Genomic DNA, 24,616 nt, shown 5'->3' with positions numbered 1-24,616 from the left:
ATGAGCGAAGAATTGCACAAGCCTGTTATGGCCGTCACCCTTGGCGATCCAGCTGGAATCGGACCCGAAACCGTGGTGCAGACCATGAGGTCCGCGATGATTTACGACATATGCAAACCGTTCGTCATCGGCAATCGTGACAGCTTTGAACAGGCCATGAAAGTATGCAATGTAGATGCTCTGAAAATCCATATGATCAGCGATCCCGGCGAAGCATATTACCGCTATGGCACAGTCGATCTGCTACAGACGGATGCGGCCAATGATGCGAAAATCGAATACGGGTACCCTCAGCGTGATGCTGCAATTCGCGCCTACTCATACATCACCAAGTCCATTGAACTGGGATTGGAGGGCAAGATCGACGCCGTTTCCACTGCAGCAATCAATAAGGCTGCACTGAAAATGGCAGATGTGCCTTACATTGGACATACCGAGATTTATCAGGAGCTCACGCATTCGCCTTATGCCTTAACCATGTTCAACGTTCATAAGCTGCGTGTTTTTTTCGTCAGCCGACATGTTTCGTTACGCAAGGCTTGTGATCTGGCGAACCATGATCGCATACTCGAATTTCTCAAGAACATCGACACCGAATTCAAGAAACTCGGCTTCAAACACCCGACCATCGGCGTCGCGGCTTTGAATCCCCACGTGGGCGAAGGTGGCATGTTCGGCACAGAAGAAATCACCGATATTCGCCCAGCTGTCGAGGATGCACAAAAGCTTGGAATCTGTGCCGAAGGTCCCCTTTCGGCCGATGCCATTTTCGCCCTGAATCTGGACGGTCACAATGACTGCATTCTCTCGATGTACCACGACCAGGGCCACATTGGCTGCAAAACGTTGGACTTCGAGCATGCGGTGACGATTACGCTGGGCCTGCCCTTTATGCGTAGTTCAGTCGATCACGGCACTGCCTTCGATATTGCCGGGAAGGGGACCGCTCAGGGGCGCAGCATGATTGAGGCGACACGGGTCGCGGCAGTGTACGCCAAGATGGGCATGGATTTCAAACGCTCGCAGGAACAGAATGCAGGAGAAGAGGAGTAGATATGAAGCTGGCTTTCGGCTGTGACCCCAATGCCACTGACCTCAAGCAGGCCTTGATAAAAGAAGCTGAGCGACTCGGTCATGAAGTTGTCGATTTCCCCTCTGCAGATCCTATTTATGCCAACACCGCCATAGCGGTGGCGAAATCAGTGGCGGCCGGTGAAGAGGACCGCGGCATTCTGCTGTGCGGAACCGGCATAGGTGTGTCCATCGCTGCGAACAAGGTCCCCGGCGCTTATTGTGCATGCGTGACGGATGTTTATCAGGCTCAACGAGCAGTACTCAGCAATAATGCGAATCTCATTGCAATGGGAGCTCAAGTGGTGGGGGTGGAATCGGCCAAAATATTCATGGACGAGTATCTTAGCCATACGTTTGACCCCAATTCACGCAGCGCTCCTAAGGTCGACCGAATTAACGAATACGAACGCGGGACTCTCGGAACCTGCTAAGATGCGCGGGTCCAAGTGGATAGATGCGTTCAGGCGCGCGGTAGGCAGCTCAAAAAGTCTCTGCGCGCCTGTGCGATAAGACGTTTCAGGAATAGTGACGCTGCTTCTGCCAGGGGGCTAATCCTGCAAGTAGATTGACAGTTGATACTAATAATTCGATCATGCGGAAGTGGAAGTCATGGCAATCGTTGCCTTAAGCACGAAGATGTATTTCCCCCGAAAGAGGACGCTTGACTATTGTCGGCGCCTGGTTCAATTACTGAAGCCCACCCATGACGCCGATTCTGTCGTTATGGCCATGCTTCCTGATTTTCTCACCATTGCTTCAGTGGCATCATTGCTGAAACCGGCAGGGGTGCGAATCGGAGCCCAGGATGTCTGCGCCGACGACAGAGGAGCATACACCGGAGAAGTATCCGGCTCAGATTTGGCAGCTCTGGGTGCTTCGATTGTAGAAATCGGTCACATTGAACGTCGCAGATATTATCACGAGGACAATGCCCTTATATCAAGCAAGGTAGCCGCCGCTTGGCGCAACGGTCTGACACCATTGTTGTGTGTGGGCGAACCGGAACACATGGATGCAGGAAAAGCATCTCAAGTATGCATCGAGGAGATCAATAATGCTATAGCTGGTCATAGGCCAGGACCGCTATGGGTGGCATATGAACCGATATGGGCAATAGGAGCCCAGCATCCTGCTTCAAAAGAGCATGTGCGCAAGGTATGTACTGCTATTTCTGAACATTTCCGGCAGTACGCCGATAAAATCTCCATCATTTATGGAGGCTCGGCAGGACCAGGGCTTCTGACTGAATTATGGCCAGCCGTCGACGGGTTGTTCTTAGGCCGATTCGCACACGAACCCGAAGCTTTCATTTCGGTTGTGCAAGAGGCCCGTATACTGGAGGCTTCCTGATTCGACCGCACCTGCGAACAATTGGTTATTCAAGCTCGCAAAAGCACTGATCAATTAACCTAATGACTCAGACAAAAGTGTGAAGAGTGTAAGTCTACTCTCCGAAAGAGGTCTATATACCCCTGTTTTGACTCTTTATTGATAAGTCTATTGTTTGATCGCAATTGTACAAGCGCAAATATTAAGATTCGTTCCTTACAGATACTGGACCCCACTATTAAAAGCCTGAATTCGCTAACAGATATCACCCAAACGTGGGGGGGGGGGGGGGTAAGCGCATAATCACTAAGCCAAGAATCCTTCCAAACATCCAATGACCTATGAAAACGCAAACTTAAGCACAGACAGGTGCTCATGCCGTTGATTGCGGATGATCGGCTTCCTGGGGTCGGCATGTCGACAATCCGTTACAGCAAAAATCTATACACACCGCCACTAACATATGTATCGACATGAGAATGACATGCCATACCAAAAGTGTACGGTGATTCAATCGGCAAGTCACATCCATATAGCAGCCGTCTCAATCGTTTTCGGCGCTCGACGACCCGTATGGCAATGATGGAGTTGATTGCCGACCAGTTTTCAAAAACTGGAACCACTCTAACGCAATCCGGATTCATCCGAGAGATGAATGACATGCTTAAAAGCCTTGATACGCGCCTCTTTTGAGCTCTCTATGAAAATCATTTTTTCACGATAGCCTTGATAAAGCAGTATTGCGAGGAGGAGTATGGCTTTTATCGAGTTCAACTCGGTCGTCAAATCCTATCCCTCTGGTCGCTCAATCATCAAAGCTTTGGATCAGGCCTCATTCACAGCCGATCAGGGGAAGTTGACGATTATTTTGGGCGCATCCGGGGCGGGAAAAACGACCGCGCTCAATATTCTAGGGGGTATGGATACCGCCACCTCTGGTCAGGTATCTGTGGGCGACCGGCAGATAACCAACCTGGGCCATCATGAACTGATCGACTACAGACGCAACGACATCGGCTTCGTTTTCCAGTTCTATAACTTGGTTCCCAGCTTGACAGCTCTTGAAAATGTTGAACTGGCATCACAGATCTGCACTGACCACTTTGATCCGGTTCAAACCTTGGAAGACGTTGGCTTGAAAGACCGTATGGACAACTTTCCATCACAGCTGTCAGGCGGTGAGCAGCAGAGGGTGGCCATTGCACGAGCGATCGCCAAAAGACCGAAAATCCTCTTGTGCGACGAACCTACAGGCGCCCTCGACTTTACAACCGGGCGTGAAGTCTTGAATCTTCTGCAAACCATATGCCGCCAACAGTCAATGACGGTATTGATCATCACTCACAACTCGGCTCTGGCACCAATGGCTGATAATTTAATCCGTTTCCATTCGGGAAAGGTCATCAGCCAGGAAGTCAACGACCACCCCACTCCGGTCGAGGAGATCGAATGGTAAGGGTCAAGACAGCTCCTGGGCAAGACAGCCATGCTCGCTTTCCCGTCGCTTTTGTCAAAGATATGCTGCGCTCTTGGCTCCACAGCTGGAAGCGCTTCCTGGCCATCGGTCTGATCTCTGCTCTGGGCGTGGCCGTCCTGACGGGCATTTGGGCAGGTTGCCAGGACATGTATCAGGCAGCCGACCGCTTGTATAAGGCCCAGGGGCTCTACGACGTGCAGGTGGTCTCCTCCTCCGGCCTCACTGACGACGACTTGCAGGCTCTCAGGCGGCTGTCCGATGTCAGCAAGGCCCAGGCGGAAGAATTCCAGAAAGCTCAAACAACGGTAAACGGCAGCAAGAAAGAGTTGACTCTGGTCCGTTTGCACTCCCACGGTCTGAACCAACCCTATCTTCAGGCCGGACGGTTGCCTCAGTCCAAGAATGAGGTGGCGGTCACGCAAAAATTCCTGACTGACAGTCATCTGCGGCTGGGTGGTCACATCCAACTGGAGGACGATCACGATGCCAGTCAGACTGCTGATAACACCTCTGAACTAACAATCATCGGCACCGTTCTTGATCCACAGGATCTGGTCAATCCCCGAGGTCGGCGGGCAGGAGGGTTCCGCAGAACCACAACCTCCGATTACCGCCTCTTCCTGCCCAACAAAGCACCTGCCGACTCAGGGAGCCAACAGCAGAAGCCAGTCTATGCGGCCATTTCACTGCGCATGCAGGGCAGCGAGCAGATGGACACCTTCAGGGACGACTACGAAGACGCGGTCAATCGTATGACCGACCGGATAGCGCGTAAGGTCCAGCCCGACAGGCAAGAGGCCCGTCATCAAGAGCTGGTCGACAATGTCAAACTGCAACTCGAACAAGCAAGGCGAACGGGGCAATTCCCGCAGGCGGCTGAAGCTGTTTCAGGCGACCAGACCATGCCAAAGACAGCAGGTGGAGCGACAACGGATCCTGCCACCTTGGTGCCACCTGTGCGCTGGTATCTCAACAGTCGCGCAACCAGCGGATCATATTCTGATTTCAAGTCCGACATCGATTCCATCCAATCTCTGGGCCGAGCTTTCCCTGTAATCTTTTTAACGGTTGCCGTGCTCATGAGCCTGACTGCCATGACTCGCATGGTCGAAGAGGAGCGTGGACTGATTGGTACCTACCTGGCCTTGGGCTACGGACGCATACCCGTTGCCCTGCGGTACATCTTGTTCGCCCTTCTGGCCTGTCTGATTGGCGGCGGTTTGGGGAATTTGGCAGGTTTCATCGGCATCCCGGCCTTCCTGCTGACGATTCTGCGCGATCTGTATGTCGTGCCCGGCACTCGTTTGGCTTACGACTGGGCTTATAGTTCGTTTGGAGTGGCCCTGTTCGCTGTGGGTGTGCTTCTGGCAACTGCAGTGGCTTGCGCCAACGAAATGAGACAGACGCCGGCGCAACTGATGCTGCCCAAGGCCCCCAAAGCTGGCGCACGCATCTTCCTGGAGAAGATTGGGCCCCTCTGGAGGCGCATGTCCTTCCTCAACAAGGTCACGGCCCGCAATCTGTTCAGATTCAAGGGGCGGATGATCATGACCGTTGGCGGGGTGGCCGGCTGCACGGCCCTGATTTTGTGCGGCTTGGCCATCAGTGACACGGTTGATTCCCTGGGGCCCAGACAGTTCCATAACGTTTACCGTTATAATCTGCTGGCCGTCAGCTCGCAGAACAATCTGACCCCGCTGCGTCAGCTGCTGCAGAAGGACGGCCGCACACGCTCGATAATGCCGATTCGTGTGGAGTCGAGTCGAATGACTGCTGAATTGCCTCATTCGCATCGGCAGAAGTCCGAGGCGATTCAACTGGTAGTGGTTCCGAAAGACCAGGAGCCATCTTTTTCCAAAATGGTCAATTTACGTTCAACAGATCGAAGGGCTCAAACCCTCCATCTGAGCAATGCGGGTCCGATTGTGTCCCAATCGGCTGCTCATTCCCTAGGCCTGTCCGCCGGATCGGCCATCCGCTTACTCGACAAGGATATGAACGCGGTGCAAACGCGGGTCGCTGCTGTCTCCCGCAGTCTAATCGGTTCTGACGTCTATCTGACAGCGGACTGTTATCAGCGTCTGTTTGATAAAACCAGCCAGGGCGGTAGCACAGCCATGAATGCAGTCTATGCCCTATTGACCGGCTCTCGCGACCAGCAGGTCTCTTACGTCAACCGTCTTAGCCGAAACCAGGAGGTAGCCTCGGCCGTCAGCACCGTCGACATGGAGCGATCCATGAACTTTGATCTGATGTACGCGGTGGTCATGCTGATCGTGGCGCTGGCTGGCGGTCTGGCTCTGGCTGTCCTATTCACCCTGTCCTCGACCAACGTATCCGAACGCACCAGGGAGATAGCCACTCTCAAAGTCCTGGGGTTCCATGACCGAGAGGTTCACACCTATATCAACAAGGAGATGCTGATTCTGACACTGATAGGCATTCTTCTAGGCCTGCCGCTGGGCCGGTATGTCGCCGGACTGCTGACTTCCGCCCTGAATATGCCATCCCTCTATTTCGATGTTCAGATCAAGCCGGTTTCCTGCCTGATTGCAGCTGCAGCCACAATGGTATTCGCCCTTGTGGTTCAGTTCTTTACCAACCCTACCTTGGACCGTATCGACCCTGTCTCAGCGCTGAAAAGCGTGGAATGAGCCTGCGCTATGCATAAGCCTTATTCGCCTATGGCGCCTTGCAGAATAGCTATGGGCGAGCGTCTCAATGCAGGCCGCGCCGTCAGCATGGTCGCCAGCGACCCGACGACGATGATCGGCAACCCGCAGATAAGGAAAAACTGCCAAGGAAAAACTACGGACAGACTGTGTATAAGGGGCCAGTAGACCATAGCTGTGCTCAGTCCGACCAGTCCGGTGCCGCCTGCTGCGATGATAATGCCTGTAGTCATCACGATGGTGCCGTCCAATGTGGATATAGCAGTAAGCTGCTGCGGTTTTGCCCCAGCGATTGACAGGAGCGCCAGATCGAGGTCACGATCCCGAGCGGCGATAGCGAACCCCGCGATCACGCCGACCAGGGCGACCAGCAGCGCTGCCCAGAAACCATAGAGCAACTCCAGGGTTCCTCCCGATGTGACATTCTCTATTCCCGGTACCTTGTTCATGGCGACGGTACTGGTGCCTCCGGCAGCCAACAGACCGCCGACCAGAAACATACATGCAGTCAGAGCTATAACTGTTGAGCCGAATGTAGTGTCTCGACTCCTGACCACAGCCTGTGAACGCGCTATCCGCCAGACAGCAGACGATGACGGCACCAGAGCAGTCCAGAGTTGAGTGGCCCTGCCTATAACCGGCCCACCAGCGCGAGCCAAGGCTATCAGAAGCAAGAGAATGGCGAAAAGCGGTCCACTTCCAACGGCACTTATGACCGCCTGGACTTGCTTAGGATCCAAGGGCCCAGAGCCGCTGTGCGAAAGATAGGCAAAGACAGGCAACGGCAACAGCAGCAAGGCCAGCCCAAGAAAAAGGGATACAAGACCACGACCATGTCGGGGGCGGTCAATCGATTCGCTCTCCTCAGCACGGCGCACCACCCGGACAGGTGTCGTCTTTCCCAAATCCCGCAATGTCCGGCTGGTCGCCAAGACGGCCGTGGCCAATCCCACTGTAAGACCGGTCAGGGCAGACCCCGGAAAACTGCGCCAGGTAAAAGCAAAATGTACCGGCATTCGCATCCCGGTGGAATACCAATCGAGGATCCTTCCAGCCAGCGCAGGTGAAAGAGCCACGGCAACAAGGGAGGCCGGCAGAACCAGAATGATCACCTGCAAAAGTGTAAGTAGCAGGATCTGCTTAGGCGTGGCTCCCAACAGCGAGAGAAGGGCCAGGCCTCGCCGACGTTGGCGAATTGATGCTTGCAGTGTCTGCTTGATCACCAAGCAGCCGAGCACAATGACCGTGAGGAAGACCAGACTCAGGGCCGAAGCCAGACTCTTGGCAGGATCCCTGGTCTTGACCGACAGACCCTGGTAATAGCTGTTGACTCCCATACTCACACTCATGGCGCAGAGCAGGGTTTGGGTAACCACAAGAACGATAAAGACGCCAGCCCAGATGCCACTATTGGCTTTCAGGTCACGCAAGGCCCAAGTCATGTTTCATTCACCTGCCACATCCTCGTGCGTACATTCTGCTATCCACCTCTATGTATATGAATAGCCGATCTGCGCGGAAGATAACATCCGGCAAACCCCTGATTTGCCCCTGAATCAACCCCGATTCCTTCTCGCAATGGACCGTCGACCACTCCCCTGCTTAGTCCGCCTTCAGAGTCGCCTCCCGTGCTACTCTGATACCCAGAATCCAATGCAGGTTCCCGGACGATGGTCAAGTACCCGGACAGCGACAAGACTTGCCGAAAGGGAACCATGTCCTCGTGGATCGTACTCATACTCGCGGGCATCTGTGAATCGGTCTGGGCCACCGCCCTGGGCAAGTCTCAGGGTTTTACCAAAATTGTCCCTGACATCGTTTTTATTGTGGGACTGATTCTCAGCATGATGGGTCTGGCCTTTGCCATGCGCAGCATCCCTACCAGCACGGCCTACGCGGTCTGGGTAGGCATCGGAGCTGCCTTGACTGTCCTATACGCCATGGCTACGGGCTCGGAGCCTGTTTCGCTGGCTCGCATTCTGCTCATCATTAGCTTGGTCGCCTGCGTGGTCGGGCTCAAGATCGTCAATTAAGAATTGACGCACAACAAAGCAGATACACCTCAGCAACAAATAAAATCAAGAGTACAGGAATCGCCATCATGACCACAACAATACGGCAATGCACATCAGATGATGCCAGGCTGATACGTTCCTTGGGCATGACCACCTTCCGCGACACCTTCGCCGCCGACAACAGCCAAGAGAACATGGAAGACTACCTCCGGCACTACTTCTCCCCCGAATTGGTCAAGTCGAAACTGTCCGAACCTGAATCCGTTTTTCTGCTCGCCAGCGTGGACGGCACGCCCGCAGCCTACATGCAGCTCAACACCTGGAAGGCCCAAACAGAGCAGTTCGGCGACACATCCATGGAGATCGAGCGGCTATATGTTCTATCTGACTTCAAGCACCGCGGGTTGGGCACCCTGCTGGTCAATCAAGCCTTCAAACGTGCCAGGACTCAGAATTTGAACAAAATCTGGCTGGTCGTATGGGAACACAATGAGCCCGCCCAACGTTTCTACCAAGCCATGGGCTTCAAACGGACCGGGGAACACACCTTCACCTTGGGCGAGGAACTACAGACCGACTGGATCATGACCGCAGCAGTCAGTTGAAGGATACGTCTGTACATCCAAGCGACGCCGACAAATCCGGGACGATCCAAGGAAAACCATGACTGACCAGAATCCTCCTATCAGCGGAAAAAGCAGGTAACTCATCATGACATCATCCATGCACGCTGATCAGGACCGTGTCGACGACCAAGCCCGTCGTATTACCTTGATGACACAGGCATATTCGGCTTCGACCTGAAGCTAGGCATCGAAAGAGTTCACGGGACAGCCATCGACTGGACCCTTGACAGGAACCAGCCCTGCTACGACTACATTGAAGTGGGCGTCTTTCATGCCAGTCTTCAAACGGTTCTCCGACCTGACACCAACCAGGTACCGGTCCAGCTTTTCCCTGCGATACTACAACAACGTCTGAAGTATTTAGACTGAAAGCATGAGAATCGTCATACAGCGGGTCAGCCATGCCCGGGTCGATGTGGTCGACGAGCAAGGGCAGCCAGATCCTGATTTTAAACCCCAAAGCATTGGCAAGGGACTCTTGCTGCTGGTGGCCGTCCAGGATGGCGACGGAGCTGACCAGGTCAACTATGCCGTCCGCAAGCTGACCCGGATGCGCATCTTCCCCGACGAGGAAGGCCGGATGAACCGGTCGGTCCTGGACTGCGGCGGATCCATCCTCTCCATCTCCCAGTTCACTCTTTACGCGGATCTGCGGCGCGGCAATCGACCCAGTTTCATGGCTGCGGGCGAACCCCAACACGCTCAAAGCGTCTGGCAAAATCTGAACCAGGCACTGGCCGCGACCGGTGTGCCAGTTGCCGTCGGACAATTCGGCGCCCACATGCGGGTGGATATGGTCAACGACGGCCCGGTGACCATCCTGCTGGACACTGACAGGTTGATGAAGACGGCAGCTCCTGCAGCGACTATTTGACGATTGGCCGCAGGGGCGCCGACACATCCAGCTGATGCTTGTCGCCGATCTTGGATGGATCGTTGATGATCTTGTCGACCACGGCCTGCTTGAGCTTCAGGTCGGAGCCGTCGCCCCAGATGATGACATGTTTGCCCTGGTCCAGCTCGGTGGTGATGGAGTCCTGGGTTTCCGCGGTCACCTTGGTCACCGAATGACGCATGGTCTCAGGCATGGTCGACAGAATCCGCAGAGTCTGTCTGACCGCCTGATCCTGCTGGGCACGCTTCACGGTGGCCACCTGGATGACCGGCACCCCGTGCACCGGTTTGGACACGGTGTTGAGCACCCTCCCCTGTCTGTCGACGGCCGTCAGTTTGTCCTGCGCATCCTTGAAGACCGCAGTGGGCTCCTGGGCATCGAAGGTCACCTCCAGACCGTGCGGAAAACTCTTGCGGACCTCGGCATCGGTCACCCCGGCCATGCCGCTGATCTCCTCCTCGACGCCATTGGTGGAAATCAGCAGCAGCGAGCGATCTCCCTGATGGGCCACGATTGAGGCCACCCGATCGTTGGACACCCAGGCATTGCCGCCGCTGACACTGACCTTGTCGGCCTGCAGGCGGAAGACCGGCGAGAGAAAGAGCAACCATGCCAGTCCTGCTATCAGAGCCATGACCAGGAGGACGACACCTGTCCGGATCAGGACCAGTCTGCGGCTGACCTTCTTCTTCTCGCGCACCCGGGCCTGAAAGTCCAGAACCTTGGGCCGGACGAAGATCCCCAGCCCCTGATCCTCCTGGTCGGTGCCTATCCTGCCAGAGACGGGCCGGTCCGGCGGTATGGTCCGGGCATCGACGAATCCTTCACCCGAACTCGCCGAACGTGTGGTCGCGGATTTGCGCACCGCAGACTTGGAGGCCGAGGCGCTACTGCCTTGTACCAGAGAGCGGGAGGATGAATAGGCGGATCTGACGCTACGTGTCCTCGATCCGCCCGCATTCCTGGAACGATTCGGGCGACCATTGAAACGCTTTGAACCTTTGAGACGCTTGGAGCGCTTGAGACGCCTACCCTCGCCGCCTGTTTTGTCGATCTTGGACCGGTTGGCCTGCGCTGAAACATCGGAGGCGGTCGACCTGGCTGATCTGGCGGTCCTGCCAGTCCGCGGTTCCTCTCCTGAAGACTTGGTACGCCCAGACCGGGCTGTCCGAGCAGCTTTGGCTGCCCGGACGGCCTTGGTCCTGGAAGAAGCTCCGCCGGAGGCGCTGCGACCCTTGCCGGTCCTCACTGCTCGTCCCGTTCAACCAGCTTGTCGAGAATGACCGGTCCCATGGCAGTGACATCGCCGGCGCCTACGGTCAGGATCACATCCCCCGGCTCCGCCCGTTCCGCCAGGTCCAGAGCGGCCTGATGCATGTCCGGGCAAGCCCGGAAGACGGTTCCGGTCGACCTCTTCCCGGAATCCTGGGACTCCCGGTTCGATGCCTTACGGGCGGCTGCGGGGATGGTCCCGGCATCCACGCCCGGAAAATCTCTGGCCAACTCGCGGGCGGGGAAGATGTCGGTGACGGTCACATCATCCGCCAGGGACAGAGCAGCCGCAAAACGGTCGGCGAAGATGGCGGTTCGCGAATACAGGTGGGGCTGGAAGAGCACCCTGATGGTCCGACCCGGATAACGCCGTCTGGCGGCGGTCAGCAGGGCGGCGATCTCCGTAGGATGATGGGCGTAATCGTCCACTACGGTGACCCCATGCTGGATTCCGCGAACCTCGAAGCGTCGAGAGGCCCCATGGAAGTCTGCGGCAGAAGCGGCGGCCGTATCGGGATCCATCCCCAGCAGGATGGCGGCGATGATTGCCGCGGCGGCATTGCGGGCGTTGTGGATGCCGGGAATCGCCAAATCCACCTGCAGTTCGAGCGTCTTGCCGGCCTCCAACCCTGCCGCCTGGAGCACCTTCGCGGGGAGGGCCAGACGGCAATGCTCACGACCGCTACCGCTGCTTTCGGACTCGGACTCGATGCGGACCAGACCCAGAACCCCAGGCAGGGAGTCAGTATTCAGCTGGGGATCCGAAGCATAGACGATAATCTTGGCCTGGCAGTTCCCCTGCAACCGCCGCAACACCTCCAGGGCGCCCTGGTCGTCTCCGCAGACCACCAGAAAACGGCGGGCATGCCGGGCATGTTCCACAAAGGCCTGGTGGAAGGCATCAGCCGTGCCGTAGTGGTCCAGATGGTCGGGCTCCACGTTGGTGATGATGGCGACGTCAGGAGTGTACTTGCCAAAGCTGCCGTCGGACTCGTCCGCCTCGGCCACCAGTACCCGTCCGGCACCCACATGCCCTCCGTCCATGGGCCCCTGGTCGCTCTGAAGGCTGCCGCCGATGGCGTAGCTGGGATCAGCCAGATCCCCTTGCCCCCCCTTGGCCAGCAGGTGGGCCAAGAGTGCGCTGGTGGTGGTCTTGCCATGAGCACCAGCCACGGTGACCGAAATCCTGGAAGCCATAAGCAAATTCAGAATGTCACTGCGATGGACCAGCCGGGCGCCGACCTCACGAGCTGCCAGAATCTCGGGATTGTCGGGCTTGATGGCACTGGACCAGACCACTGTGCGGGCCCCGGCCACGTTGCTGGCATCCTGACCGATGGCGACCTGAATTCCCAGCTGACGCAGGCGGCGGGTCTTGTCCCCCTCGGCGCGGTCGGAGCCCGAGACCTGTACCCCTTCCTGATGGAGCATCTCAGCCAGCACGCTCATCCCAGCCCCGCCGATGCCTATGAAGTGTGTGGGCCCAAGATCCTTGGAGTCGTGCACTCCGGCCTGGGCCAGGGCAGGCAGGCAGGGATCCAGAACCGGCAGGGGCCTGTCGCCCTTGCCCTGCCGACCGGGCACAGTATTCAATTCAATCTTGGGCACAGTAGTTGCATCTCCTCAAACAGTTCAGGACCATTCAGGACTATCGTCCGTCGCCTGCCTCCATTATGCCCGATTAGACCCTCCTTGAGTCCTTGCGGGCTAGGTGATGGTCGGCCATGGTCAGAATCTGCTCAGCCATCACCTGGGCAGCGTCGCGAATCCCGTATCCCCAGGCCCGGCGGCGCATGTCAGCCAGCCTATCCTTATCAGCCATAAGGGCAGGGACGTGCTCGGCCATCCATTTGGCGTCCAGTGCCGCATCATCGACCATGAGCCCTCCCCCGGCCTGAACGACTGGCTGGGCGTTGAACCGCTGCTCTCCATTGCCGATGGGCAAGGGCACGTATACGGCCGGCACGCCCAGTGCGGCCAGCTCGCTGACAGAGCCGGCGCCAGCCCTGCAGACCACCAGATCGGCGCAGGCGAAGGCCAGGTCGATCCGCTCCAAGTATTCGGCCATATGGTAGTCCCCCTGGCCCTGGTGGGCCGGATCCAGATCGTTGATGGCTGCATCGCCCAGATCATCCGCCACCTGCTCTCTGACTTGGTCGGCCTTGCCACGGCCCGTCAGATGGATGACCTGGGTTTGATCCAATAGCTGCCGGGCCGCGCCAGCCACCGCCTTGTTCAGGCTGAGCGCGCCCAGGGATCCCCCGGTGACCAAAAGGATGGGCCTATCGGGATCCAGACCCAAGGTCCGTGCAGACTCCCGGCGAGCGCCCGAAGGATCAGTCTCCATCTGCATGGCCAGTCGGGCGATGGCTAGCCGCAAGGGAAGACCCACGCGGCGCACAGGCACGCCGGCCCGGGCCCGGATGCCGGTATCCTCATAAACCGTGCCTACGAAATCAGCCCAGCGAGCACCCAGCTTGTTGGCCATGCCCGCCCGGGCGTTCTGCTCGTGGACGACGATGGGCAGACCCAGGTTTCGTGCGGCCCTGTAGGCCGGTGCCGAAGCATAGCCGCCAAAGCCGACCACTATGTCGGCCGACCGATCCTGCAAATACCCTCGGACCCGCTGCACCTCATGCCGCCAACGCCGGGGGAAGGCGAGGGCGGCCTTACCGGGACGACGAGGGAAGGGTACCTTCTCAATCAGGTCCAGGGGCAGTCCAGCGGCCGGTACCAGGTCGTGCTCAAGCCCGACGGCAGTGCCAATCACGCTGACAGAAGCCTGGGGGCAGCGCTTTCGAATGGCCGCAGCCACGCTGAGCAGGGGGTTGACATGCCCTGCCGTCCCCCCTCCGGCCAGCACCAGATGGGGACCAGCGCCTTTTCCGGCATGCTCATGGTCGTCCCCAGGCATCCCGCTCTCGGTCCTCGTCGCTGTCGTCATCCGCGAATCCGCTTCCTTTCCGCCATATCCATTCCATATCTCAGGACCCGTCCGTGGCCGCCTTCACGTCCGGCTGGGTTCGAATCATCTGCAGGGCCACCCCGGCCGAAGCCAGGCAGGAGATCAGCGCGGTCCCTCCAGCCGACACGAAGGGCAGGGGCAGCCCGATCACCGGCAGCAGGCCCAGAACCACGCAGATGTTGATCAGGGCTTGGCCTACCAGCCACACATCCAGGCAGATCAGCACCATACCCGCATACCGGTTCCTGGTGGTCAGGGCGATCCTCAGCATGCACCAGCCCATGACCACGAAGACCAGAATAAGCATGGCTGCCCCTACGAAGCCCAGCTCCTCGCCGATGACAGCGAAGATGAAGTCATTGTGCGCCTCGGGCAGGTAGTTCCACTTCTCCCTGGAGTTGCCCAGACCGACCCCGGTCAGACCTCCCGAAGCCATGGCGTATAGCCCGTGTATGGACTGGTAGCAGACACCCTGAATGTCTTCCGCCGAGCACTTGCCGTAGGCGGCCATGATCCGCTGTGTCCGGTTGCTGTTGCCGTAGACCGAAAAGCCGATGACCGCCGCCATCCCCAGGACCGCCAGGCTGAGCAACCATCGCAGGGGGAAGCCTGATACCAGGAAGGCCACGAAGCCGATGATGACGATGATCATTGCCGTTCCCAGGTCCTTGCCCAGCATGATGAACATGAAGCTGATCAGAAAGCCGAAGGCCGGCTTGGCATAGGCCTTGGCCAGGCTCTTCAAATCGGAATCCTTGCCAGCCTGCCGCTGGGCTTCGATCAGGGCCTGTGGCAGCCACAGGCACAGGGCCAGTTTGAGCAGCTCGGCCGGTTGCATGGAGACGCCCCCCACCGAGATCCATCCCTCGTTGCCGTTGGCGGAGCGCCCCAGCGGGGTGCGGGTCAACAGCTGGATGCCCTGGCTGACAACCAGAAACCAGGTGCTCCAGCTCCGGTAGTGATCAATGCTGATCCTCACGGCCAGAAGGGCCAGCAAGAGCCCCAACACTGCGTATATGGTCTGGCGAATGACCTGGCTCCAGGGTGAGCTACCCTGGGCCACCAGATCCACAGCCGAAGAGGAGAATACCATCATCAGACCGAAGACCGTGGTGGCGACGACTGCGGCCAGAAAACCGTAGTAGCACCAGAGCGGGTTGAGAATGGCCCGCCAGCCTCGGTAGTCCCCCTTGCCGCCAGCCCCCTGGGAGGGGGCCTTGTTGGAATCAGTGTCGCGCTTCATGCTCGTGGACCCATTGTGTTGCCTGCTTGGCAAACTGATCGCCCCGGTCGGCATAAGAGACGAATTGATCCATGGAAGCGCAGGCGGGGGCCAGCAGAACCACCTGGCCGGGCTGTGCATAGGAGGCAGCCGCACGAACGGCCCGGGCCATGACCTGATCACCGGCACCTGGATCGATCAGGGTAACCGGCAGATCGGGCGCCTGATCCTTGATGGCTTGGGCCATGGGCTGCTGGTCCTGGCCGATGACCACTGCTGCGGCCAACTTGGACCTGCGGGATCTGACCAGATCGTCGAAACGGGCACCCTTGGCCAGTCCGCCGGCCAGCCAGACCACCTGGCCGTCATGGTAGCTGGCCAGGGAGGCCTCGGCGGCATGGGCGTTGGTGGCCTTGGAATCGTCTACAAAACGGATGGCCTGCGAACCCTGGCCCAGGGTGGCCACGGTGCTGATTCTGTGGTCGCCGGGCGTGAAAGCACGCATGGCCTCGATGGCCGCATCGACCTTGGCTCCAGCACCCAGTGCCAGGGCCAGTGCACAGAGAGCGTCAGCCAGCAGATGAGGATAGACCGTGCCGTCAGGCTCACACAGATCCGTCAGATCGGCCACCCGGACCAGCCGGATGCCATGCTCAAGGTCCTGACCGGTCAATCCGCTGCGGTCCACGACCCATCCATCTTCCACACCCAGCTGCCCAACCTCGGGCCGCCCAAGGGTGAACCCCACCAGTTGGCAGCCGGAGGCCGGCTGAGCCTGTCTGGCCAGGTCGGAGACCCGGGAGTCATCGACGTTGTAGACCAGGGCCTTGCGCACACCACGGTAGATGCGCGCCTTATCGGCTGCATAGGCCTCGAAGCCCCCATGCCAGTCCAGGTGGTCGTCGGCCAGATTGGTGATGGCCGCACACTCCAGGGTCGGTGAGAAGGTGAAGTGCAGCTGGAAGGAACTGAGCTCCACGCAGAGTATGTCATTGTCGGGGTCCAGGACGGCTGTGGAGACGGCCTTGCCGATGTTGCCCACCGCAGGGGCTGTGAATCCGCTGGCCTGCATCATGGCGGAGACCATCCTGGTGGTCGAGGTCTTGCCGTTGGTACCGGTGATCCCGATCCATGGGGCCGGCTGTCCGGTCCGTTCTGAGGGCACCCGCAACATCCAGGCCATCTCCACCTCGCTGACCACGGGAATGCCCCGACCTTGTGCCTCAAGGATAAATGGAGTGCGCGGATTGAAGACAGGAGAAGCCATGACCAGATCCACCCGGGTCCAGTCCACCTGGTCGAAGTCATGAAGATCGGCCTGCGGGGCACGCTGGTCCACAGTTGTCACCCCGGCCGCCCGGCCCCGCAGGGCTGCGGCCACGCTCCGTCCGGAAACACCCAGCCCGGCGACCAGTACGCGCTTCTGGCTCAAGTCAATATCCATGAACACCTCATTCCGCTAGCTCTGGCATCTGCTTGGCATGATACCGGCTGCCGAAGTCCGGTACCGTGAATGGACGTACTCAGATGGGCAAACCGGAGCGGACCACCCAGTCTGCATAGAAGCAGACCAGGGCCAGCAGGACGAAGATCAGGTCGACCATCCAGAACCGGACGACCACCTTGGACTCCTGCCAGCCCATCAGCTCGAAGTGGTGGTGGATGGGCGCCATCTTGAAGACCCGCTTGTGGGTGAGCTTGAAGTAGCCCACCTGGATGACATCGGAGGCCGCCTCTCCCACAAAAAGCCCGCCCAGAATGACCGCCAGCAGCTCGGTATGGGTAGCGATGGACAGGGCTGCGAAGAGCCCGCCCAGAGCCAGGGATCCGGTGTCTCCCATGAAGATGGAGGCCGGATTGGTGTTGTACCAGAGGAAGCCGAAGCAGGCCACAGCCGCGCAGCAAGCGATGATGGCCAGGTCCAGGGGGTCGGAGACCGCGTAGGCATGACCAGGATGGCCGCCGCCCTTCAAGTGGTAGCTCTCCCAGAAGGCGATGATTGTGTAACCCACGAAGGCAATCATGGAGGAGCCCGAAGCCAGCCCGTCCAGGCCGTCAGTCAGGTTGACCGCATTGCTCCAGGCCGTCATCAGCAGATTGACCCAGATGATGAACAAGACCACGGACAGGACGCTGCCCGCCATTCGGAAGTCGATGATGGGCTGCTCCACGAAGGATATGCCTGCCTGCGCGCTGGGGTAACCGTTCTTGGTGGGCACCTTCAGGGCCAGCACCGCATATATGGTGGCCAGAATGAACTGGCCGATGAACTTGGCCCTGACCGACAGGCCCAGGTTCTGCTTCTTGCGCACCTTGGCGAAGTCGTCGATGAAGCCCAGGAGGCCCATGGAGAGCATGGCGAACAGAACCAGCATGGCCGACAGGGACACGGACTCCCCCCGCGACAAGTAACGGTAGAGCGCCGAAGCTGCCCAGCCCAGCAGAATAGCCAGGTTGATGACCAGCCCGCCCATGGTCGGGGTGCCGCGCTTTACCAGGTGGGACTTGGGGCCGTCCTGGCGGATGTACTGTCCGTAGTGCAGTCGGTGGACCAGCCGTATCAGCAGGGGGGTCCCCGCCAGCGTCACCACCAGGGCGACCAGGATTCCGATGATGAGGGCAATCACAGTGTGTACTCCAACTCTTGGATTCTGTCCTTGAATATTAGACCCCGCTGCGGGGATGCCGGTAGATTCATAGCTCAGCCCTGCCACCGGTCGGCCAGATCGGACAGACCGGACATGTGTGAGCCCTTGAGCAGGACGAGATGCTGCCGGTCCGAATGCTCGGCGCATAGGCGGCGTACCATTTGATCGGCCTGATCGGCATCCTGGGCGAAGAGGACCCGCATGGCTCCAGGCTGATCCCCGCTCGGATCGGATGGGCCACCGGCACCACGGACCAGGGCTTGGACCAGACCGTCCATCTGCTGATCCCGGCAGCCCACCGCGACCAATGCATCAATGCCCTGACGACGGCAGTAGGTACCTATCTCCTGGTGCAACTGCTTCCCTCGATCGCCCAGCTCAAGCATGGCCCCCAGGACTGCTATCCGATAGAGCGGGCCATCGGATCCCCTCCAGGCGGCCAGGGCGTCCAGACCGGCCCGCACAGAGTCGGGATTGGCGTTGAAGGAATCATCAATCAGGGTGAAGGAGGCATCCGGAAGCTGGACCGAAGATACGGCCATTCGATGCGGGCTGATCCGCTGCTGTCGACCCAGCTCGTCGGCGATACGATCTGCGTCCAGACCCAAGGCGTGGGCTACCGTGGCGGCGGCCAGGGCATTCATGACATTGTGCCGTCCCGGGATGCCCAGACGCAGCCGAACTGGTTGATGGCCACGCAGGCGCAGCTCAAAGGCCGACCTGTCCAGGCTGTCGCTATCCAGATAGCGAGCCGAACCGTCCAAATCGCGGTCCCTTCCACCGTCCTCACCGGCCATGCCAAACCGCAGGACAGGCCCAGAGGCCAGATCGGCCATGGCCGCCACCCGGGAATCGTCTGCATTGAGCACGGCGGTCCCGTCCGGCACCAGGCCTTGCACGATCTCGCTCTTGGCCTTGGCGATGCGCTCCACGGAGCCGAATTCGCCCAGGTGGGCCACCCCCACCTTGAGGACCAGAGCCATGTCAGGGGGAACCATTCGGGTCAGGCTTGCTATCTCGCCCACGTGATTGGCACCCATCTCCGCCACCAGGTAGCGGGTGTCCGGCCCGACCTCCAAGGCAGTCAGAGGAAGACCGATCTCATTGTTGAAAGACCCGACCGGAGCCACCACAGGACCCAGCAGGGCCAGCAGGGAGGCCAGCAGATCCTTGGTCGTGGTCTTGCCGACAGAGCCGGTGATGCCGATGACCGTGAAAGGGCCTGAGGCCTTGCGCCGACGGTCTATGTTGGCCCGCGCCAACAGCCCCAGGGCAGCAACCGTATCGTCCACAAGAATCTGCGGCAGGTCAGCACCCGGAACGAGGCGGTCGACCAAGGCCGCGCGGCAGCCCTGGGCCCCCAGGCCGGGAACATAGTCATGCCCGTCCACGTGCTCGCCCTTGATTGCTACGAAGAGCCCATCTGCCCCCGTCTGCCGGGAGTCGGTCACCACCCGCATGCGCACGGACCGCCGATCGGGTTCGCGACCAGGACCGGCCTCGACCAGCCGACCGTGCACATATCCGACGACCTCTTCCAGGGTCATGGGCATGGACCCGGCCCCTACAGACTGACTCATCCTCACCTCTCAGGACATTTCACGGGAGACGCGCAGGGCGCTCCTGATGTTGTTGCGTTTGACGCCGGCGGCCATGGTCATGGCGATGCACAGGGACAGATCGTCGCTTTCCGCATCCGCGGGCAGGGACTGGCGGGCCAGCCCGTCTGATTCCTCGTTGCGCCGGGCTACGATGGTGTGCCCGCCAAGGTTGAATCCGTATCGACGGGCCTTGGAGATCAGCCTCACGTGCCGCATATCGCGGGTGGAGCCCTCCTGGGCGCCCAGGGCCACCACATCCAGGTCCACCGCCTGCAGGGCATCCCTTGCCAGGGTCTGTTCCTCCACGGAGATGACCACGGCGGCCGCCCCGTCTTCCAGGGCGATGGACAGACTTCGCTGCACATCGAACATGCTCAGGGGATATTCCAGGTCCAGTCGCCGGTCCAGCGAGTACGAACCCTTGGCGCTGAGAATGCCGACGGGATTGCCCAGCACGTGCAGGAAGTCAGCCAGGAGATCCACCTGATCCTGTACCTGGGAACCAACCAAGGCGAAAACAGCCAGGGCTCCAGAAGGATCACCGGCGGCGTTGGCCAGCAACTGGCCCATCTGCCAGGCGTGCATGGTGCCGAAGAGCAGGGGTATGCGGGCTCGGCCCACCTCTTGACGCGCCGAGGTCGGCAGCAGGGCTGCGTAGGCCCCACGGCTTTCGGCCTCCTCGATCATGCCCTGGTCCACCTGGTGGTCTGCAGGCACGTACAGGCTGCCGGGACGCACTGAGGGCAGGTCGTCCACCAATGAGGTCACCGTGACTGGTTCAGCGAAGTCAGGGACCAGGGTCAACCCGTAGCGCCCCTTGAGCTGACCCAGGGTCAACCGTCGGGAGATTGATTCACTCAGCGCACTCATGCTGCAATCTCTCCTTCGTCCGGGAACGCCATGATGCCTGCCGGTATCACCATGTTACCGGGATAGCATCGGTCCTCGGCGGCGAAGCGGGGACCTGGTATTTCTGCATAAGGAATTCACCGATCTGGGCAAAGATGGGTCCGGCGGTCATACTGCCGAAAACGCCATCGCTGCTGTGGGGGTTCTTCAGCGCCACAGTGACCACAAAATGGGGGTCGTCGGCGGGCAGGATCCCCACCCAGTCGCTGATGATGCCGCTCAGGTTGCCCGAGCTGTCGGCCACCTCGGCGGTTCCGGTCTTGGAAGCCACCCGATAGCCTTCCACCTTGGCTGTGTTCTGGTACTTCTCGGCCACCGACTCCATGCCGTTCATGACCGCAGCCGCCACCTTTTCGTCCACGACCCTGACCTGATTGGCCTTGACGGCGCCTTGACCGCGGATGATTGTCTGGTCGGAACGGACTCCCTTGTTGGCCAGGGTGGCGACGGCATTGGTCAGCTGGACAGCGTTGGTGGCGTAGCCCTGTCCGAACAGAACCGTGTTGCGGGTGCGCCGGTCCCAGGTCTGAGGCGTGGTCAGCAGGCCCTTGGACTCCCCTGGCAGACCCAGGGCCGAGGCCTGGCCGATGCCGAAGCGGGTCAGATACTCGTAACGCTTCTGATCAGAGTACTGATCCGCGGCCATGATCATGCCCACATTGGAGGAGTTCTGCAGAATGCCGGCAAGAGTCCAGTGCTCGGCGGGGTGGTAGAAGGCGTCCTTGTACTGCTGGTTGTCCACGGTGATATGGTCGGGCACGGTGAAGCGGTCGCTCATGGCGTGGAGCTGCTCCTGGAGCATGCCTGCGGCAGAGATGGTCTTGCCTATGGAGCCGGGCTCGAAGGTCTCCGCCACCGCCCTTGAGGAGTTGACCTTGGCCTGGTCGCTACCAGCCTGGTAATCATCGGTGTCGGCCAGGGCCACGATCTCGTTGGTGCGGGTGTCCTGAACCACAGCCAGGCCCCAGTCCGCCTGATAGCGCTGGCAACCTGACTTGAGGGCCTGACGGACGTACCAGAGCACGTCCTGGTCAATGGTCAGGGTGACATCCTTGCCGTTGACCGGATTGCGCTGACGGGTCACGGTTCCTGGAATCTCCTGGCCCAGCATTCCCTGCTGATAGACCGTATAGCCGTCAGTGCCGGTCAGCCGCTTGTTCTCCATCTGCTCGATCCCGGCCACGCCCTTACCGCTGTCGTCGATGCCCCCGATCAGGGCCCCCATCAGATCCGCGTGCGGATAGGTGCGTTCACTGCTCAGTTCGGCCGTGATGATCCCCTGCAGCCCCAGCTTGTCGATAGCGCGCTTGACCTCGGGGGTCACCCCTTTGGCCAGGACCACATATCTGCCAGGGACGCTGAGCTTGCCTCCCAGCTCCATGGCGTTCATCCCCAGGGCCGGCGCCAGGAGGCGGGCCACGCCGGCAGCACCGTCGGCGCCCACCGGGTGGCCCTTGATGCTGTGGCAGTCGCTGCCTGTGCGCTTGGTGCAGTTGACAGGTATGAAGGAAGCGGCCGCCTCGGGGTCGCCGATGATGTTGTACCGCTCCAGGCTCTGGGCCAGCACCCGGCCATTGACATCCAGGATGCGGCCACGCTGGGCCTTGATGGTATGCGGCACGGTGCGACCCGCCGCAGCGGCCTGGGCCATGGACCTTCCGTCGAATAGCTGGATATATGCCAATTTGCCCAAGGCCAGCGCGGCCACCAGGACCAGGATCAGGCCAACGGACAACGAACGCTTGCAGAAGGACAGGCGCCAGGAGCGCTTGGCTCCCTTCCCGCTCATGGATTCCCCGCCTTGTCCTGGGTGTTCTCGGGAGGCTTATAGCCCTGCAGATCGATGGAGTTCAGACCCTGCTGGGGCTGCATGCCCAACTGCTGGGCCTTGTCCGGCAGAGAGGCCTGGAGCTGGTCGAGCTTGTTCTGGTCATCCTGGACGTCCTGGTTGAGGTTGCTGATCTCACGCTGGATTCGGGTGGCTTCGAAGGAATCCTGGACCATCTGGGTGCGCAGCATCAGGGAGCCGAACATGCAGGCGGCAAGAAAAACCACGGAGGTCATGATCCGTAGCAGAGGATTGCCGCGGGTCCGCGTCCAGCCGATCAGACGCCGGGCCCCCTCAGCCACTGGGCCTCGTTCCGGCCGGCGCGCCTTGCCTGCCTTGCCCGTGCCCTTGATCAGACTCAGCTCAGGCCTGGTGGGCATCTCCTGGATGCGAGGATGTCCCTTGTCCGGAGTGGCCTTGGAACGGACTGAACGTGCTGGCATGGTCATGACCGGCGCCTCGATTCCGGACCATGGCCGACATGGCGGTGGCGACCATCTGAACTCTCACCATGCGCCTCGGCCTGAAGCCGACGACGACGCTCCTCAGGGATGGCTCCTATCTTCTCCACGGCCCGCAGGCGCACCGAGGCGGACCTGGGGTTGCGCTCCCGCTCGGCCGGGTCAGCTTTGATGGCCCCATGAGTCAGGTCCGACAGATAGGGGCGGGCCTGATCGGGTACCACCGGCATACCCGCCGGCAGGTCCACGTGCAGCCCAGACGCCATGAAGCGCTTGACCATGCGATCCTCCAGGGAGTGATAGGACTCCACAACCAGACGCCCCCCCTGGGCCAAGCGAAGAATGGCCTGGGGCAGGGTGCGCCTGAGACGGTCCAGCTCCCCGTTGACCTCGATGCGCAGGGCCTGGAAGACCCTCTTGGCCGGATTGCCGGGTGGACGATGGCCACGCGGCACAACCCTGTCGACCAGACGGTCCAGCTGGGCCGAGGTGGTCAGCGGCTGCTGCTGCCTGGCCTCAACGATGGCCCGAGCGATGCGTCCTGCATAGCGTTCCTCCCCGTACCGGGAAAAGATGTGGGCCAACTGATCCTGGTCATACTCGGCCAGGACCTGTGTGGCCGTCAGCTCCTGGCTGGTGTCCATACGCATGTCCAACGGAGCGTCCTGCCGGTAGGTGAACCCCCTGTCGCGCTGGTCAATCTGCAGGGAGGACAGCCCCAAATCCATGAAGACCAGATCAACCTGGCCTACACCCAGCACATCCAGCTGCTGATCCAGCTGGTCAAAGGGGGCATGTACCGGTGTGAAGCGGTCGGCCAGACCCTCGTCTCGCATCCGGCCAACGGCCAGATCAAGGGCCTGGCGATCCCTGTCGATGCCAATAAGACAGGCCTCAGGGCAGGACTTGAGGAAGGCGGTGGCGTGACCGGCCAGGCCCAGCGTGCAATCCACAGCCACGGCCCCAGGGTGCCCCAAGGCGGGCCGGGCCAGCGCAAGGCAGCGTTCCAGCAGGACGGGACGATGGACCATGCCCCTGTCCACGGCCTCCTGATCGGGTGGATTGCGATATTCCATGAGGGCCTCCATCAGCAATCCACCGCCGGAAGAACATCGTCGGCAATATCGGCGTAACCCTGCTCCTTGCTATCCAGGTAGGCGGACCAGGAATCCTGATCCCATATCTCAGCACGGGTACCCACGCCGATGACCACGACAGGGCCGGTCAGCCGTGCATAGGAGCGGAGCATAGGCGGAACCAGGATGCGCCCCTGCTTGTCTGGAACCTGGTCGACGGCGCCGGACAGAAATACCCTCAGGTAGTCCCTGGCTGACTTGTCACCCATGGAGGTGTGTTGGATGCGCACGGCCATCCGCCGAAATTCCTCGGTGGGCAGCAGGCTGACGCAGCGCTCCTGGCCGCGGGCCATGACCAGGCCCTGACCCAGCTGGGCGCGGAACTTGGCCGGCAGAGCCAGGCGGCCCTTGGAATCCATCTTGGGCGTATAAGTGCCCAGAAGCATGGGCGGCAGGGAAGGCGGGGCGGCATCTGCGTCGTATGTATCGGCCATGCCCCACCTCCAATGCCAGTTTGGTAACTGTGGGACGACCCCATCGGGTGGC

General features: G+C 59.9%; 21 protein-coding genes and 1 riboswitch. Of the genes, 8 read left to right on the top strand and 13 right to left on the bottom strand.

The annotated features are described in order from the left end of the window. The 5 genes from pdxA to H3T88_RS05140 all read left to right on the top strand — a co-directional run bounded on the left by pdxA (position 1) and on the right by H3T88_RS05140 (position 6,534). On the top strand, positions 1–1,053 hold the full coding sequence (pdxA, locus tag H3T88_RS05160) for a 4-hydroxythreonine-4-phosphate dehydrogenase PdxA (protein ID WP_198203795.1): 1,053 nt from the start codon (positions 1–3) through the stop codon (positions 1,051–1,053). A 2-nt stretch (positions 1,054–1,055) separates the two neighbouring features. Beyond that, positions 1,056–1,505: an RpiB/LacA/LacB family sugar-phosphate isomerase gene (locus tag H3T88_RS05155; RefSeq protein ID WP_198203794.1), complete on the top strand. Its 450-nt coding sequence runs from the start codon at positions 1,056–1,058 to the stop codon at positions 1,503–1,505. A 178-nt stretch (positions 1,506–1,683) separates the two neighbouring features. Further along, positions 1,684–2,424 (top strand): triose-phosphate isomerase family protein, encoded by a 741-nt coding sequence (locus H3T88_RS05150; protein WP_198203793.1) that lies wholly within the window; start codon positions 1,684–1,686, stop codon positions 2,422–2,424. A gap of 733 nt (positions 2,425–3,157) precedes the next feature. Then, positions 3,158–3,859: an ABC transporter ATP-binding protein gene (locus H3T88_RS05145; RefSeq protein WP_198203792.1), complete on the top strand. Its 702-nt coding sequence runs from the start codon at positions 3,158–3,160 to the stop codon at positions 3,857–3,859. Beyond that, entirely contained in the window at positions 3,853–6,534 is a 2,682-nt protein-coding gene (locus H3T88_RS05140; RefSeq protein WP_198203791.1) for an ABC transporter permease, read from the top strand. Before H3T88_RS05145 ends, H3T88_RS05140 begins: the two co-directional genes overlap by 7 nt. Before the next feature lie 20 nt (positions 6,535–6,554). On the opposite strand, the gene H3T88_RS05135 is transcribed toward H3T88_RS05140, so the two are convergent. After that, positions 6,555–7,994 (bottom strand): FtsX-like permease family protein, encoded by a 1,440-nt coding sequence (locus H3T88_RS05135; protein WP_198203790.1) that lies wholly within the window; start codon positions 7,992–7,994, stop codon positions 6,555–6,557. A 201-nt stretch (positions 7,995–8,195) separates the two neighbouring features. Further along, positions 8,196–8,259, top strand: a riboswitch (guanidine-III (ykkC-III) riboswitch). An 8-nt stretch (positions 8,260–8,267) separates the two neighbouring features. On the opposite strand from H3T88_RS05135, the gene H3T88_RS05130 reads away from it, so the two are divergent. The 3 genes from H3T88_RS05130 (at position 8,268) to dtd (ending at position 10,067) form a co-directional block, all read left to right on the top strand. Further along, on the top strand, positions 8,268–8,585 hold the full coding sequence (locus H3T88_RS05130) for a DMT family transporter (RefSeq protein WP_015021572.1): 318 nt from the start codon (positions 8,268–8,270) through the stop codon (positions 8,583–8,585). Positions 8,586–8,653: 68 nt separating this feature from the next. Beyond that, complete coding sequence (locus H3T88_RS05125) at positions 8,654–9,172, top strand: GNAT family N-acetyltransferase (protein ID WP_198203789.1); 519 nt, start codon at positions 8,654–8,656, stop codon at positions 9,170–9,172. 394 nt (positions 9,173–9,566) lie between these two features. Further along, positions 9,567–10,067, top strand: coding sequence for a D-aminoacyl-tRNA deacylase (gene dtd / locus H3T88_RS05120; protein ID WP_198203788.1), 501 nt, complete (start codon positions 9,567–9,569; stop codon positions 10,065–10,067). Here dtd and H3T88_RS08835 read toward each other — a convergent pair. The 12 genes from H3T88_RS08835 to mraZ form a co-directional block, all read right to left on the bottom strand. Further along, complete coding sequence (locus tag H3T88_RS08835) at positions 10,060–11,337, bottom strand: cell division protein FtsQ/DivIB (protein ID WP_332461016.1); 1,278 nt, start codon at positions 11,335–11,337, stop codon at positions 10,060–10,062. The genes dtd and H3T88_RS08835 overlap by 8 nt on opposite strands. Beyond that, positions 11,334–12,959 (bottom strand): UDP-N-acetylmuramate--L-alanine ligase, encoded by a 1,626-nt coding sequence (murC, locus tag H3T88_RS05110; protein ID WP_415873730.1) that lies wholly within the window; start codon positions 12,957–12,959, stop codon positions 11,334–11,336. The genes H3T88_RS08835 and murC overlap by 4 nt, the downstream gene beginning before the upstream one ends. A gap of 82 nt (positions 12,960–13,041) precedes the next feature. Continuing rightward, positions 13,042–14,274 carry a UDP-N-acetylglucosamine--N-acetylmuramyl-(pentapeptide) pyrophosphoryl-undecaprenol N-acetylglucosamine transferase gene (locus H3T88_RS05105; protein WP_198203922.1) on the bottom strand — a complete coding sequence of 411 codons (1,233 nt, stop codon included), beginning with the start codon at positions 14,272–14,274 and terminating at the stop codon, positions 13,042–13,044. Between the two features lie 70 nt (positions 14,275–14,344). Next, complete coding sequence (locus tag H3T88_RS05100) at positions 14,345–15,568, bottom strand: peptidoglycan glycosyltransferase FtsW (protein ID WP_015021566.1); 1,224 nt, start codon at positions 15,566–15,568, stop codon at positions 14,345–14,347. Continuing rightward, complete coding sequence (murD, locus tag H3T88_RS05095) at positions 15,552–16,991, bottom strand: UDP-N-acetylmuramoyl-L-alanine--D-glutamate ligase (protein ID WP_198203786.1); 1,440 nt, start codon at positions 16,989–16,991, stop codon at positions 15,552–15,554. The genes H3T88_RS05100 and murD overlap by 17 nt, the downstream gene beginning before the upstream one ends. 79 nt (positions 16,992–17,070) lie before the next feature. Then, positions 17,071–18,174, bottom strand: coding sequence for a phospho-N-acetylmuramoyl-pentapeptide-transferase (gene mraY, locus H3T88_RS05090; RefSeq protein ID WP_015021564.1), 1,104 nt, complete (start codon positions 18,172–18,174; stop codon positions 17,071–17,073). 74 nt (positions 18,175–18,248) lie between these two features. Beyond that, entirely contained in the window at positions 18,249–19,775 is a 1,527-nt protein-coding gene (locus tag H3T88_RS05085) for a UDP-N-acetylmuramoyl-tripeptide--D-alanyl-D-alanine ligase (RefSeq protein ID WP_198203785.1), read from the bottom strand. 9 nt (positions 19,776–19,784) lie between these two features. Beyond that, entirely contained in the window at positions 19,785–20,666 is an 882-nt protein-coding gene (locus H3T88_RS05080) for a hypothetical protein (RefSeq protein WP_015021562.1), read from the bottom strand. Positions 20,667–20,712: 46 nt separating this feature from the next. After that, on the bottom strand, positions 20,713–22,494 hold the full coding sequence (locus tag H3T88_RS05075) for a peptidoglycan D,D-transpeptidase FtsI family protein (protein ID WP_110416965.1): 1,782 nt from the start codon (positions 22,492–22,494) through the stop codon (positions 20,713–20,715). Then, on the bottom strand, positions 22,491–22,982 hold the full coding sequence (locus H3T88_RS05070) for a hypothetical protein (protein ID WP_198203784.1): 492 nt from the start codon (positions 22,980–22,982) through the stop codon (positions 22,491–22,493). Before H3T88_RS05070 ends, H3T88_RS05075 begins: the two co-directional genes overlap by 4 nt. Further along, positions 22,979–24,070, bottom strand: a complete 1,092-nt coding sequence (gene rsmH / locus H3T88_RS05065; protein WP_232347144.1) for a 16S rRNA (cytosine(1402)-N(4))-methyltransferase RsmH — start codon at positions 24,068–24,070, stop codon at positions 22,979–22,981. Before rsmH ends, H3T88_RS05070 begins: the two co-directional genes overlap by 4 nt. Before the next feature lie 11 nt (positions 24,071–24,081). Beyond that, complete coding sequence (mraZ, locus tag H3T88_RS05060; protein WP_110416964.1) at positions 24,082–24,564, bottom strand: division/cell wall cluster transcriptional repressor MraZ; 483 nt, start codon at positions 24,562–24,564, stop codon at positions 24,082–24,084. Positions 24,565–24,616 lie beyond the last annotated feature (52 nt).

It is taken from the genome of Bifidobacterium sp. W8110 (genome assembly GCF_016101375.1).
Taxonomy (GTDB): Bacteria; Actinomycetota; Actinomycetes; order Actinomycetales; family Bifidobacteriaceae; genus Bombiscardovia; species Bombiscardovia asteroides.
This window is presented reverse-complemented; position numbering and strand designations above follow the sequence as displayed.